Annotated in this window: 10 protein-coding genes and 1 riboswitch; of the genes, 8 read left to right on the top strand and 2 right to left on the bottom strand. The window is 63.4% G+C overall.

Features of this window, described 5'->3' with window-relative positions; genetic code table 11:
- Positions 1–39: 39 nt before the first annotated feature.
- Both ACPPVV_RS11230 and ACPPVV_RS11225 read right to left on the bottom strand, forming a co-directional pair.
- Positions 40–402 (bottom strand): hypothetical protein, encoded by a 363-nt coding sequence (locus ACPPVV_RS11230; protein WP_426699973.1) that lies wholly within the window; start codon positions 400–402, stop codon positions 40–42.
- A gap of 138 nt (positions 403–540) precedes the next feature.
- Positions 541–1,785, bottom strand: coding sequence for an MFS transporter (locus tag ACPPVV_RS11225; protein ID WP_426699972.1), 1,245 nt, complete (start codon positions 1,783–1,785; stop codon positions 541–543).
- 131 nt (positions 1,786–1,916) lie between these two features.
- Between ACPPVV_RS11225 and ACPPVV_RS11220 the strand changes: the two genes are divergently transcribed.
- The 8 genes from ACPPVV_RS11220 (at position 1,917) to ACPPVV_RS11185 (ending at position 12,637) form a co-directional block, all read left to right on the top strand.
- Positions 1,917–2,714, top strand: coding sequence for an AraC family transcriptional regulator (locus tag ACPPVV_RS11220; protein ID WP_426699971.1), 798 nt, complete (start codon positions 1,917–1,919; stop codon positions 2,712–2,714).
- Positions 2,715–2,801: 87 nt separating this feature from the next.
- A riboswitch (cobalamin riboswitch) is annotated at positions 2,802–3,022 on the top strand.
- A 147-nt stretch (positions 3,023–3,169) separates the two neighbouring features.
- Positions 3,170–4,675 (top strand): CoA-acylating methylmalonate-semialdehyde dehydrogenase, encoded by a 1,506-nt coding sequence (locus ACPPVV_RS11215; protein ID WP_426703223.1) that lies wholly within the window; start codon positions 3,170–3,172, stop codon positions 4,673–4,675.
- Between the two features lie 11 nt (positions 4,676–4,686).
- The gene (locus tag ACPPVV_RS11210; RefSeq protein ID WP_426699970.1) at positions 4,687–5,865 is read left to right on the top strand and encodes an acyl-CoA dehydrogenase family protein; all 1,179 of its coding nucleotides are present in this window, start codon (positions 4,687–4,689) and stop codon (positions 5,863–5,865) included.
- The gene (locus tag ACPPVV_RS11205) at positions 5,862–6,659 is read left to right on the top strand and encodes an enoyl-CoA hydratase (protein ID WP_426699969.1); all 798 of its coding nucleotides are present in this window, start codon (positions 5,862–5,864) and stop codon (positions 6,657–6,659) included. The genes ACPPVV_RS11210 and ACPPVV_RS11205 overlap by 4 nt, the downstream gene beginning before the upstream one ends.
- Complete coding sequence (locus ACPPVV_RS11200; RefSeq protein ID WP_426699968.1) at positions 6,656–7,825, top strand: enoyl-CoA hydratase/isomerase family protein; 1,170 nt, start codon at positions 6,656–6,658, stop codon at positions 7,823–7,825. The genes ACPPVV_RS11205 and ACPPVV_RS11200 overlap by 4 nt, the downstream gene beginning before the upstream one ends.
- Positions 7,822–8,712 (top strand): 3-hydroxyisobutyrate dehydrogenase, encoded by an 891-nt coding sequence (gene mmsB / locus ACPPVV_RS11195; RefSeq protein WP_426699967.1) that lies wholly within the window; start codon positions 7,822–7,824, stop codon positions 8,710–8,712. Before ACPPVV_RS11200 ends, mmsB begins: the two co-directional genes overlap by 4 nt.
- Before the next feature lie 286 nt (positions 8,713–8,998).
- The gene (gene ppk1 / locus ACPPVV_RS11190; protein ID WP_426699966.1) at positions 8,999–11,158 is read left to right on the top strand and encodes a polyphosphate kinase 1; all 2,160 of its coding nucleotides are present in this window, start codon (positions 8,999–9,001) and stop codon (positions 11,156–11,158) included.
- A 195-nt stretch (positions 11,159–11,353) separates the two neighbouring features.
- Positions 11,354–12,637 (top strand): NAD(P)/FAD-dependent oxidoreductase, encoded by a 1,284-nt coding sequence (locus tag ACPPVV_RS11185; protein WP_426699965.1) that lies wholly within the window; start codon positions 11,354–11,356, stop codon positions 12,635–12,637.
- Positions 12,638–12,720: the final 83 nt, after the last annotated feature.

The following is a 12,720-nucleotide window of genomic DNA, read 5'->3' as shown; positions in this document are numbered from 1 at the left end:
GAGGCTCGATTTAACTACCTTCGGTCACTTAAATTGTTGTCAGGCAACCTGTTTGTAGCACTCGTCCAGCATTGACTGCTTCACAGCTTCCGGTGTCAGCGTGCGATCTGAGTAAATCCACTTCGCCAGGCCTAGCATCTTCTCGCGAGGGTAGAACTGACTGTTAGGAGGGAGTCGTCCGTAGATCACGCTCAAGGGCGTTCCCTTATTGCGCTCTTGGACCATCGCCTCTGACATGGCGGCTAGATTCTCGCAATATTTCAGCATGAGCTGCTCGACCTTCCCTTTCACATCCTCCGACGCAGGCTTCTTCGTAACCTGCTGTGCAGACGCATACGGAGACCACGCAGCTATTAGTGCGACTGACGAGATCACCAGAATCTTCAAGAAAACTTTCGGCATGCCCATGCGTCCCCACGCAGCTTGATGGCAGTCACCTTACCAGCATGGTCGGTTCAATTAAGGGCGGAGTTAATCAATACAGCTAAATACTTCAGTTCTGCTATATGAGAATTGACATGTTGCCCATCCGTCAGAGCCTCAGCCTTCTCTTTGCACAGGCCTTTCCATGCTTGGCAAAAACACCGTGATCAAGCCCATCAACGGCAGGTACGCGCACAGCTGGTAGACGTATTCGATGCCATGCGTGTCGGCCAGACCGCCAAGCACGGCGGCGCCGATGCCGCCCATGCCGAAGGCGAGGCCGAAGAACAGGCCGGAGATCATGCCGACCCGACCGGGGATCAGATCCTGTGCGTAGACCAGGATCGCCGAAAACGCCGACGACAACACCAGGCCGATGATCACGGTCAGCACGCCGGTCCACATCAGGCTCGCATGCGGCAGCAACAGGGTGAACGGCGCCACCCCAAGGATCGATACCCAGATCACCCACTTGCGCCCGATCCGGTCGCCAACCGGGCCGCCGATCAGCGAACCGGCGGCGACGGCGAACAGGAACACGAACAGGTGCACTTGCGCACTCTGCACCGACACGCCGAACTTGTGGATCAAGTAGAAGGTGTAATAGCTGCTGAGGCTGGCCAGGTAGAAATACTTGGAGAAGATCAGCAGGCCGAGGATTGCCAATGCGCCAATGATCTTGTTGCGCGACAGTGCCACCACAGGAAGGTGCCGCGCCGCCGACTTCCCGTGGGTGACGTGGTGCCGGCCATACCAGCGGCCGACCTGCAGCAGGACCACCATCGCCAGCAGTGCCGCCAGCGAAAACCACGCCACGCTGCCACGCCCGTGCGGCACGATAATCCATGCCGCCAGCAACGGCCCCAGCGACGACCCGGTATTGCCGCCGACCTGGAACAACGACTGCGCCAGGCCATGCCGGCCGCCCGAGGCCATCCGCGCCACCCGCGAAGACTCCGGATGAAAGACCGACGAGCCCGTACCGACCATCGCCGCGGCGAGCAACAACACGGGGAAGGTCGGCGCAACGGCCAGCAACAACAGCCCGCACAGCGTGAAGCCCATGCCGACCGGCAGCGAGTACGGCATCGGCCGGCGATCGGTGACCATGCCGACCAGTGGCTGCAGCATCGAGGCGGTGAGCTGGTAGGTCAGCGTGATCAGGCCGACCTGGGCGAAGCTCAGGTGAAAATCGTTCTTCAGGATCGGATAGATCGCCAAGATCAGCGACTGGATCATGTCGTTGAGCATGTGCGCGAAGCTGATGCTGCCAAGCACGCCGTAGGCCGTGCCTTCGACAGGTGGATGCGAAGCCGCCATCGGTTCGACCGACAGGTTTGCCTCGTCGACGCGAGTATTCATGCGGAACTCTTGGGGATGGGGAAGGGCGGCCGCATTGCGCCGCCGCGAGCGTCACTCTAGAGTGGTCGGCTTCGGCCCGCATGCATCAGCGGGTCAGATTCTGTCGAATTCGGGCCAAGATCCCTCCCGCCATGCGCAATGCCCGCGTCATCCATTACGAAGACACCCCGCGCGACGTCGTCATTACCGGCAACGACTACCCGCCGCACTACGTGCTGCCGCGCCATGCACACAAGCGTGGGCAGCTGCTGTACGCCGCCACCGGAGTGGTCACCGTGATCACCGACGAAGGCAGTTGGGTGGTGCCGCCTCGCCGCGCACTGTGGATTCCGGCCGGCGTCGCGCACGAGGTGCGCATGAGCGGTGCCGTGTCGACCCGCAGCACCTACGTGCGCCACGAAGCCGCCACCGCATTGCCGGCGCACTGTCGGGTCATCGGTGTATCGCTGCTGCTGCATGCCCTGCTGTTGGAGGCGGTGGACCTGCCGATCGAATACGCGCTGGAGGGCCGCGACGGCCGGGTGATGGCGCTGCTGCTGGACGAGATCGCCGCGATGCCGGCATTGCCGCTGAACACGCCGCTGCCGCGCGATCCGCGGCTGTCGCGTCTGTGCCGTGCCTTGATCGCGGCGCCAGCGCTGGAGATCGATATCGACGCGATGGCACACAAGGCCGGCATGAGCCGGCGCAGCTTCACGCGATTGTTCCGCCAGCAGACCGGCATGAGTTTCAGCGCATGGCGGCAACAGGCCTGCCTGTTGGCGGCGCTGACCCGGCTGGCTGCCGGCGACGCAATCACCCAGGTCGCAATGGATCTTGGCTACAGCAGCACCAGTGCTTTCAGCGCGGCCTTTCGACGTGTACTCGGCGCTTCACCCAGCCGTTATCTCGGATCCGATCAGCGCAATGCGTCGTCGATGGCCGACTGATTTTCGTTCGCCGCTTTCGGCGGCTGGTCATCGGTCGGCCCGTTTTACTTTGCGCATTGCAACACATGTATGAGGAAGGCGCCGCGCTATACTCCTCGCGCTTCAGGTGTCCTGCCATCGCCATTCCGGTGAGCAGGGTGAAACGGGAAGCCGGTGCGGATGAAATCCATCCCAGGCCGGCGCTGCCCCCGCAACGGTAAGCGAGAAAACCCGACTCAGAACCACTGCGATATTCGCGGGAAGGTGTCGGGGTGATGCTGTCGGCATCGCTCGCAAGCCCGGAGACCGGCCTGTCGCTGACATCCTTCGAGGTGTCTTTCTCGGGTGTTGCGGTGGGCAACCAGACGAGCTGATTCGGCGCGGCTGTCTGCTGTCCTGATTGGTCTTGTCCTGCTCTGCGGCATCCTTCGCGGGTGAGCGATACGGAGACCGGACAAATGAACAAGCTGGGCCTGATGGCGACCGATGTCGCAACTGTCAAATTGTTGATCGACGGCGAATTCGTCGAATCGAAAAGTTCCGAATGGCGCGATGTCGTCGATCCAGCCACGCAAGCAGTGCTGGCGCGCGTGCCTTTCGCGACCGCCAACGAAGTGGATGCCGCGGTTGCCGCCGCTCAGCAGGCTTTCAAGAGCTGGCGCAAGACGCCGATCGGTACGCGTGCGCGCATTTTCCTAAAATACCAGCAACTGATCCGCGAGCACATGCATGAGCTCGCCGCGATCCTCACCGCGGAGCAGGGCAAGACCTTGCCCGACGCCGAGGGCGACGTGTTCCGCGGGCTGGAGGTGGTCGAGCAAGCAGCGGCCATAGGCAACCTGCAGCTCGGGGAACTGGCCAACAACGTGGCCGGCGGCGTGGATACCTATACCTTGCTGCAGCCGCTTGGTGTGTGCGCTGGCATCACGCCTTTCAACTTTCCGGCGATGATTCCGCTGTGGATGTTTCCCATGGCGATCGCCACCGGCAACACCTTCGTGCTGAAGCCGTCCGAGCAGGATCCGATGGTTACCATGCGGCTGGTCGAGCTGGCGCTGGAAGCCGGCATCCCGAAGGGCGTCCTCAACGTCGTCCACGGTGGCGAGGATGTGGTCAACGCCATCTGCGACCACCCGGCCATCAAGGCAGTGTCGTTCGTCGGTTCCACCAAGGTCGGGACCCACGTCTACAACCGCGCGACGCAAGCGGGCAAGCGCGCGCAATGCATGATGGGTGCGAAAAACCACGCCGTCGTGTTGCCCGACGCCAACAAGGAGCAAACACTCAATGCGCTGGCCGGCGCTTCGTTCGGCGCGGCAGGGCAGCGTTGCATGGCGGCGGCGGCCGCGGTTCTGGTGGGCGAGGCGCAGTCGTGGATTCCCGAACTGGTAGCCAAGGCGAGGTCGCTCAAGGTCAACGCGGGCAGCGAAACGGGAACCGATGTGGGGCCGCTGATTTCTCCTGCGGCGCGAGAGCGCGTCGAGGCATTCATTGCCTCGGGCATCGAGCAGGGTGCAACGCTGGAGCTGGACGGCCGCCGCCCGCACGTGCCCGGCTACGAGGATGGCAACTTCGTCGGCCCGACGATCTTTTCCGGTGTGAAACCGGGCATGCGCATCTACGACGAGGAGATCTTTGGCCCGGTGCTGGTGATCCTGGCTGCCGATTCGCTGGATGAAGCCATCGACATCGTCAATGCCAATCCAAATGGCAATGGCACCGCCATTTTCACGCAGTCCGGCGCCGCGGCGCGCAAATTCCAGGAAGACATCGACGTCGGCCAGGTCGGCATCAACCTGCCGATTCCGGTGCCGGTGCCGCTGTTCTCCTTCACCGGCTCGCGAGCGTCCAAGCTTGGCGATCTTGGCCCGTACGGCAAACAGGTCGTGATGTTCTACACGCAGACCAAGACCGTGACCCAGCGCTGGTTCGATGACGACACGCTGCATGTCGGGGTCAACACCACGATCAGTCTGAAGTGATGGCGGCGGTCATGGACATGCATGCCTTTCCGACGCCAACGACGGATCTGGGCGAAGACCAGCTTGCCTATCGCAAGGCGGCACGCGACTTCGCCCAGGCCGAATTCGCACCCTACGCTGCGCACTGGGACACGGACAGCGAGTTTCCCCGTGAAGCCATTGCCAAGGCCGGCGAGCTGGGCTTCTGCGGGTTGTATGTGGACGAAGCGGTTGGCGGGGCCGGGCTGACGCGATTGGACGCGGCGATCGTGTTCGAGGAACTGGCTGCCATCGATCCCTCCACGGCCGCGTTCATCAGCATCCACAACATGGCGACCTGGATGTTCACCGCACACGCGCAGCCGTCGCTGCGCGATGCGTGGGGGCCGGCATTGGCGAGCGGCGAAAAGCTGGCCTCGTACTGCCTCACCGAGCCCGGTGCCGGCTCCGATGCGGCATCGCTGAAAACCCGCGCCGAACGCGATGGCGACAGTTACGTGCTCAACGGCAGCAAGGCCTTTATCTCCGGCGCCGGCGTCACCGATGTGCTGGTGGTGATGGCGCGCACCGGCCAGGACGGCGCGGGTGGCATCAGTGCGTTTGCCGTATCGGCCGACGCCCAGGGCATCGGCTACGGGCGCAAGGAAGACAAGCTCGGCTGGCACAGCCAGCCCACCCGAAGCGTGAGCTTCGACGGGGTGCGGGTATCCGCTGACCACCTCCTCGGCAAGGAAGGGGAGGGCTTCAGGATCGCCATGAAGGGCCTGGATGGCGGCCGCCTCAACATCTCGGCCTGCTCGCTGGGTGCGGCGCAGGGCGCGCTGGATGCAGCACGCCGTTACATGGGCGAGCGCAGGCAGTTCGGCAAGAAACTGGCCGAATTCCAGGGGCTGCAGTTCAAACTGGCGGATATGGCCACGCAGCTGGTTGCGGCCCGGCAGATGGTGCACACCGCTGCACGCAAGCTCGATGCGCGCAGCAGCGACGCTACCGTGTGGTGTGCCATGGCCAAGCGCTTCGCCACGGATGCGGGCTTCGCCATCTGCAATGAGGCGCTGCAGATCCACGGTGGCTACGGCTACATCCGCGAGTACCCGATCGAGCGGCTGATGCGCGACTGCCGCGTGCACCAGATTCTGGAAGGCACCAACGAAATCATGCGCGTGATCATTGCGCGCCATCTGCTGAACACCCATGAGGAATTGCGATGAGCGGCCATGCCGACAAGACCTGGACCGGATTGAAGCTGGACATCGATGGGCATACCGCCGTCATCACCCTGAGCAATCCGCCGGCCAATACGTGGACCGTGCATAGCCTGGCGGCGTTACGCGACCTGATCCGTGAATTGAATGCCGATCGGCATATCTACGCGCTGGTCGTCACCGGCGAAGGTGAGAAGTTCTTCTCGGCGGGTGCGGACCTCAAGCAATTCGCCGATGGAGACAAGGCGTCCGCGCGCGCTGCCGCGCGGCGTTTCGGCGAGGCGTTCGAGACGCTGAGCAACTTTCGTGGCGTCAGCATCGCCGCGATCAATGGGTATGCGATGGGTGGCGGCCTGGAATGTGCGCTGGCCTGCGACCTGCGCATCATCGAAGAACAGGCGCAGGTCGCCTTGCCCGAGGCTGCGGTCGGTCTGCTGCCCTGCGCCGGTGGCACCCAGAACCTGCCCCGGCTGGTCGGCGAGGGCTGGGCCAAGCGGATGATCCTGCTCGGCGAGCGGATCGATGCACCGACCGCGCTGCGCATCGGGCTGGTCGAGGAGGTCGTCGGCAAGGGCGAGGCCAAGGCGCACGCGCTGGAATGGGCGCAGAAAGCCGCAAAGCAGAGCCCAACCAGCGTGGCGGCATGCAAGACGTTGGTTCAGAGCACGCGGATGCAATCGCACGCGACCGCGCTGGTCAGCGAACGCGAGGCTTTTGTCGATCTGTTTGACAGCGCCGACCAGGTCGAAGGCGTGGCCGCGTTCCTGGAAAAACGCGCGCCGCAGTGGAAGAACGCATGAACGGGACGGTCGAGCAAGCTCAAGCTGTGGTGCTGTTCGAAGAACGGGTTGCCATCAACGGCAAGCGTATCGGCATTGCCACGCTGAACACGCCCAGGACGCTCAACGGTCTGTCGCTGGAGATGGCACGTCTGCTCGATACGCAGTTCGCGGCCTGGGCCGATGACGATGACTTGGCCATGGTGGTGTTGCAGGGCGCTGGCGAGAAGGCGTTCTGTGCCGGCGGCGATCTGCACGGCCTGTATCGCGGCATGCGTGACTATCAGGCCAGCGGAAGTGGCGATATTCGCGACAACGTGCAGGCGCGCCAGTTCTTCGAGGCCGAGTATCGCCTGGACTATCGCATCCACACCTATCCGAAGCCGATCCTGTGCTGGGGGCACGGCATCGTCATGGGCGGCGGGATCGGATTGATGGCCGGCGCCAGCCATCGCGTGGTCAGTGAGCGTTCGAAGCTCGCGTTTCCCGAGGTTACCGTGGGCTTGTATCCGGATGTCGGTGGCAGCTGGCTGCTCCATCGCGTGCCCGACCGCGCCGGTCTTTTCCTGGCGTTGACCGGCGCACCACTGAATGCCGGTGACGCGATCCACGCAGGTCTGGCCGACCATTTCATTGCCGAGGCAACACGCGAAGAAGTGCTGGCGGCTTTGTATGTCGCGGATTGGTCCGCCGATGCCGATGCCAACCGACATCGCCTGACCACGCTGCTGCAGGGCTTCGCGCGGAACGCTGCGGTGGGGCCGTTGCAGCAGCATCGCGAATTGATCGCCTCGGTGTGTGTGCATGACGATCTGGACGCGATCGTCTCGGCCATCGCCGAGCTCGACAACCATGACCCCTGGCTGCAAAACGCGAAGACTACCCTTGCCGGCGGTTCACCTGGTTCGGTACGGCTCGGTTTCGAGCTGCAGCAGCGCGCGGCCACGTTGTCGCTGGCCGATACGTTTCGGCTGGAATACACCGCTTCGCTGCATTGCGCGGCCCATGGCGATTTTGCCGAGGGCATCCGCGCATTGTTGATTGACAAGGATCGCAACCCCCGCTGGAACCCGCCCACCCTGGACGAAGCCACGCCAGCGTGGGCCGAAAACTTCTTCATTGCGCCATGCTCGGCCCAAGCTCACCCGCTGGCCGACCTGGGCGCCTCCACGGAGACCTTCGCATGAGTCGTATTGCCTTCATTGGTCTGGGCAACATGGGTGGGCCGATGGCCGCCAATCTGCTCAAGGCGGGCCACAGCCTGCAGGTATTCGATCTTGTGCCCGCGGCGGTGGCGGCAGCGGTCGCCGCCGGTGCCAGTGCGGCCGCCACGGCGGTCGAGGCAGTAAACGGCGTCGAGATCGTGATTTCCATGTTGCCGGCAAGCCGGCATGTCGAGGGGCTGTATCTCGGCGAGGGTGGGTTGTTGGCGAACATTGCGCCGGGCGCACTGGTCATCGACAGCAGCACGATCGCTCCGGCATCGTCGAAGAAGATCGCCCAGGCTGCTGCCGCTCGCGGGCTGAGCATGATCGATGCCCCCGTTTCGGGCGGCACCGCCGGCGCCACGGCCGGCACGCTCACCTTCATCGTCGGTGGCGACGAGGCGACGTTGAACCGGGCTCGACCGATCCTGGAAGCGATGGGCAGGAACGTCTTCCACGTCGGTGCCAATGGTGCCGGCCAGGTGGCCAAACTGTGCAACAACATGGCGCTGGGCGTGATAATGGCAGTGACGGGCGAGGCCCTGGCGCTCGGCGTCGCGCATGGACTGGACTCGAGCGTGCTGTCGCAGATGATGGCGGTCAGTACCGGTCGCAGCTGGGCCACCGAGGTCTGCAATCCTTGGCCCGGTGTGTTGGAAAATGCGCCCGCTTCGCGCGGCTACAGCGGCGGCTTCGGCAACGACCTGATGCTCAAGGATCTGGGGTTGGCTGCCGAGGCGGCGATCGGCAGCGGTGCGTCGATCCCGCTGGGCGAGCTGGCACGCAACCTCTATGCGATGAACAGCAAAGCCGGTAATGGGCAGCTCGATTTCTCCAGCGTGGTCAAACTGGTGGCGAAGGACGCGTGAGCGCCACGCGAAAAGCTGAACTTGGTGACCAAGGGACGCTGTTGCATTAGACCGTCGATCGAGCGATACACGCAGGACAGGCCCGGTAACCAGGGCCTGGCTTGTCCCGTGTCCGTCCCTCGGACAAATGCCGGGCGACGTGGGCTTTCCCTTTGCCTTGTCATGCAATAGTCAGGGAACTGTCGCACACTGGCACTCCGTCGCAGGCGCTGTGTGTTTTGATTTGCCAGATTCAGGCGTTCAAACCGCTACCGCCAAGCGGCCGACACCAACAGACGACTCCTCGATGAACAGCCGCATCATTCCCGATAATTCGCCTCGCGATGCGGCTGCCGCCGCCAACGACGCCATGGTCCAGTCCGCGGCGGATCTTGCTGATCCCCGGCTGTACATCCATCGCGAGTTGTCGCAGCTGCAGTTCAATATCCGTGTGCTGGACCAGGCGCTGGACGAGCGCACGCCCTTGCTGGAGCGGCTGAAATTCCTGCTGATCTTCTCGCGCAACATGGACGAATTCTTCGAGATCCGCGTCGCCGGCCTGAAAGGGCAGGTGGCACTGGATCACGAGTTGATCGGCCCTGACGGCATCGCGCCACGTCGGGCGCTGGCCGAGATCAGTGAGATAGCACACAAGCAGATCGAACGGCAGTACGCGATCCTCAACGAACGCATCCTGCCGGAGTTGGTGGCGCACGGCATCCGCATCGTTCGTCGCACACAGTGGACGCACAAGCAGAAGCTGTGGGTGCGTCGTTATTTTCGTGACGAGGTCGCGCCGCTGGTTACGCCGATCGGGCTGGATCCGACCCATCCGTTTCCGCTGCTGGTGAACAAGAGCCTCAACTTCATCGTGCAACTGGAGGGTGTCGATGCGTTCGGCCGCGATTCCGGGCTGGCGATCGTGCCGGCACCGCGCGTGCTGCCGCGGCTGATCCGCATGCCGCTGGAAATTTGCGAAGGCGGCGACAACTACGTGCTGTTGTCCTCGATGATCCACGCCCATGCGGAAGAACTGTTCCCCGGCATGAAGGTGCTGGGCTGCTACCAGTTCCGGCTGACCCGCAACGCCGATCTCACGCTCGATCCCGAAGACGTCGAGGATCTGGCGCTGGCCCTGCGCGGCGAACTGTATTCGCGCCGCTTCGGCGATGCGGTGCGGCTGGAAGTGGCGGATAACTGCCCGAAGGAGCTGGCCGACTACCTGCTTAAACAGTTCGGTCTGACCGCGTCCGAATTGTATGAAGTGAACGGCCCGGTGAATCTCGCGCGGCTGTTTCGTATCGCCAGCAACGTGAGCTATCCGCAGCTTCAGTACGCACCGTTTGCGCCGGCCTTGCCCAAGGCGCTCAAGCATGCCGAGGACCTGTTCCAGGTGATCGGCAAACAGGACGTGTTGCTGCTTCATCCGTATGAATCGTTCGCACCGGTGGTCGATTTGCTGCGCCAGGCAGCGAAAGATCCGCAGGTCCTGGCGATCAAGCAGACGCTGTACCGTACCAACGCGAACTCCGAGATCGTCGACGCGCTGGTCGATGCCGCGCGCGCCGGCAAGGAAGTGACTGCGGTGGTCGAGCTGCGTGCGCGCTTCGACGAGGAATCCAACCTGACGCTCGCCTCGCGCCTGCAGCAGGCCGGCGCGATGGTGATCTACGGGGTGGTCGGCATCAAGACGCACGCCAAGCTGATGTTGATCCAGCGCCGCGAGGGCAGCGAGCTGGTGCGCTATGCGCACATGGGTACGGGCAATTACCACACCGGCAACGCGCGCCTGTATACCGACTACAGCCTGCTCACCTCCGACGAGGTGCTGTGCGAGGACGTGCACAAGCTGTTCAGCCAGCTCACCGGCATGGGCAAGGTGCTGCACATGAAAAAACTGCTGCATGCGCCATTCACGCTGAAGAAAACCCTGCTTGAACTGATCGCCGGCGAGACCGCGCACGCCCTTGCCGGCAAGTCGGCGCAGATCATCCTCAAGGTCAATGCGCTGACCGAGCCGAAGATCATCCGGGCGCTGTACAAGGCCAGCATCGCCGGTGTGCAGGTCGAGCTGATCGTGCGCGGCATGTGCTGCCTGCGCCCCGGTGTGGAAGGCGTGTCCGAAAACATCCGGGTGCGTTCGATCATCGGCCGCTTTCTCGAACATAGCCGCGTCTACTGGTTTGCCAACGACGGAGAACCTCAGTTGTACCTGGCCAGCGCCGACCTGATGGAGCGCAATCTGGATCGCCGCGTCGAAACCGCGTTTCCGATCGAAGGCAAGAAACTGCAACAGCGCGTGCGCAATGCGCTGGAGCTCTACCTCACCGACAACACCAGTGCTTCCCTGCTGCAATCCGATGGCGACTACCTGCGCCCGGTCATGGCCGAAGGCGACCTCGCCCGCAATGTGCAGGTCGATCTGCTGGAGAAGCTCTGTGGCACGGTCGTCGCCCCCGGATACTGAGAGCACCCGAACGTAGCCCTGATACGTCAGGGGGTAAACTCCGGTATCTGGACTGGGCATGATGGACCCGAGCTGTGGTTCTCCAACGCCTGCGGCTTCGCGCGGCGGCTCGCGCGGCAGACCAGACAAGGCGGGTGCCTGCCGAAGGTTGCGTGCCCACATCCCACGTTCGCCGGAACGAGGAATCGCGCAGGTATGTCACACAGGATCGTCATTGTCGGCGGTGGCGCCGGTGGCCTCGAGCTGGCCACGGCGCTTGGCAACAAACTGCACGGCCCGGATGTCCAGGTCGTGCTGGTCGACAGCAGCCTCACCCACATCTGGAAGCCGCTGCTGCATGAGGTGGCCGCTGGTGTGCTGGATTCGGCCCAGGAGAGTTTGAGCTACGCCGCGCAGGCGAAGTGGAACCATTTCCGCTTCGTCTGCGGCCGCATGGAAGGGTTGGATCGCCGTCGCCGCGTGATCAGGCTGGTGGGCTGGGTTGGCAAGGTCAGCCAGCTGGAAACGCCACCGGTCGAACTTGCCTATGACACGCTGGTAGTCGCGGTGGGCAGCGTGGGCAACGACTTTGGCGCTCCCGGCGTCGCCGAGCACTGCATCTTCCTGGACTCCACCGCGCAAGCCGAATCGCTGCGCGAGAACCTGCTTGAACGCCACATGTCCCATAGATCGCAAGGGATCACCGATCCTTTGCGTATCGTGATCGTGGGTGGTGGCGCCACCGGGGTCGAGCTGGCCGCCGAGCTGTTCGACGCGAACCGGCGGCTTTCCTATTACCACCAGACCAGCAAGGAAGGTATCGAGGATCTGAGCGTCATCCTGGTGGAAGCCGGTCCGACATTGCTGCCGGCACTGCCCGGGCGCATCGGCAGCAGTGTCAGGAAAGAGCTTGAAGACATGGGTATCAGGGTTCGTACCGGCATGGCGGTGAAACGCGCCGAGGCCGATGGCCTGTTTGCTGCCGACGGCAACAAGATTGCCGCCGATGTGATGGTCTGGGCGGCGGGTGTTTGCGCGCCGGCCTTCCTGCGCGGGATCGACGGCCTCGAGAGCAGCCGCAGCGGACAACTTGTGGTTACCAGTACGTTGCAGACCACGCGCGACCCCGACATCTTCGCCTTCGGCGACTGCGCCGCCTGTCCGGTCGAGCCGGGCGCGACGCAAAACGTGGCAGCGCTGGCACAAGCGGCACACCAGCAGGCCTCGTTGTTGGTGCGCAACCTGCAGCTTCGACTGGCCGGCAAACCTTTGCAGACGTTCCGGTTCAAAGACAACGGCACGCTGGTATCGCTTGCTTCGCGCAATACGTTCGGCAGGGTTTTCGGCAATCGCATCATCGAAGGGCGGCTGGCCCGCTTCTTCTATGTCTCGCTGTATCGCATGCATGAGTCGGCGCTTTACGGGCCGTGGCGCACGCTGCGGCGAATGCTGGGGAGCGTGCTCACGCGAAGCTCGCGTCCGCTTCTCAAGCTTCACTGACCTCGCCGTCGCGGACGATCCGATGAGCTCTGGCGGCAGCTTCGGCTTTTACCGGTCAGTCGCTGCCGCGGCGCACGGCGACG

The sequence above is a fragment of the Rhodanobacter sp. Col0626 genome, from assembly GCF_049994385.1.
GTDB lineage: Bacteria > Pseudomonadota > Gammaproteobacteria > Xanthomonadales > Rhodanobacteraceae > Rhodanobacter.
Note: the sequence above shows the minus strand (reverse complement) of the source record. Positions and strands in the feature narration are given on the sequence as shown.

What these genes read in the sequence shown, in the direction of transcription:
- ACPPVV_RS11230 (WP_426699973.1), bottom strand. Translation starts at nt 402, where the DNA reads ATGCCGAAAGTTTTCTTGAAGATTCTGGTGATCTCGTCAGTCGCACTA.
- ACPPVV_RS11225 (WP_426699972.1), bottom strand. Translation starts at nt 1,785, where the DNA reads ATGAATACTCGCGTCGACGAGGCAAACCTGTCGGTCGAACCGATGGCG.
- ACPPVV_RS11220 (WP_426699971.1), top strand. Translation starts at nt 1,917, where the DNA reads ATGCGCAATGCCCGCGTCATCCATTACGAAGACACCCCGCGCGACGTC.
- ACPPVV_RS11215 (WP_426703223.1), top strand. Translation starts at nt 3,170, where the DNA reads ATGGCGACCGATGTCGCAACTGTCAAATTGTTGATCGACGGCGAATTC.
- ACPPVV_RS11210 (WP_426699970.1), top strand. Translation starts at nt 4,687, where the DNA reads ATGGACATGCATGCCTTTCCGACGCCAACGACGGATCTGGGCGAAGAC.
- ACPPVV_RS11205 (WP_426699969.1), top strand. Translation starts at nt 5,862, where the DNA reads ATGAGCGGCCATGCCGACAAGACCTGGACCGGATTGAAGCTGGACATC.
- ACPPVV_RS11200 (WP_426699968.1), top strand. Translation starts at nt 6,656, where the DNA reads ATGAACGGGACGGTCGAGCAAGCTCAAGCTGTGGTGCTGTTCGAAGAA.
- mmsB (WP_426699967.1), top strand. Translation starts at nt 7,822, where the DNA reads ATGAGTCGTATTGCCTTCATTGGTCTGGGCAACATGGGTGGGCCGATG.
- ppk1 (WP_426699966.1), top strand. Translation starts at nt 8,999, where the DNA reads ATGAACAGCCGCATCATTCCCGATAATTCGCCTCGCGATGCGGCTGCC.
- ACPPVV_RS11185 (WP_426699965.1), top strand. Translation starts at nt 11,354, where the DNA reads ATGTCACACAGGATCGTCATTGTCGGCGGTGGCGCCGGTGGCCTCGAG.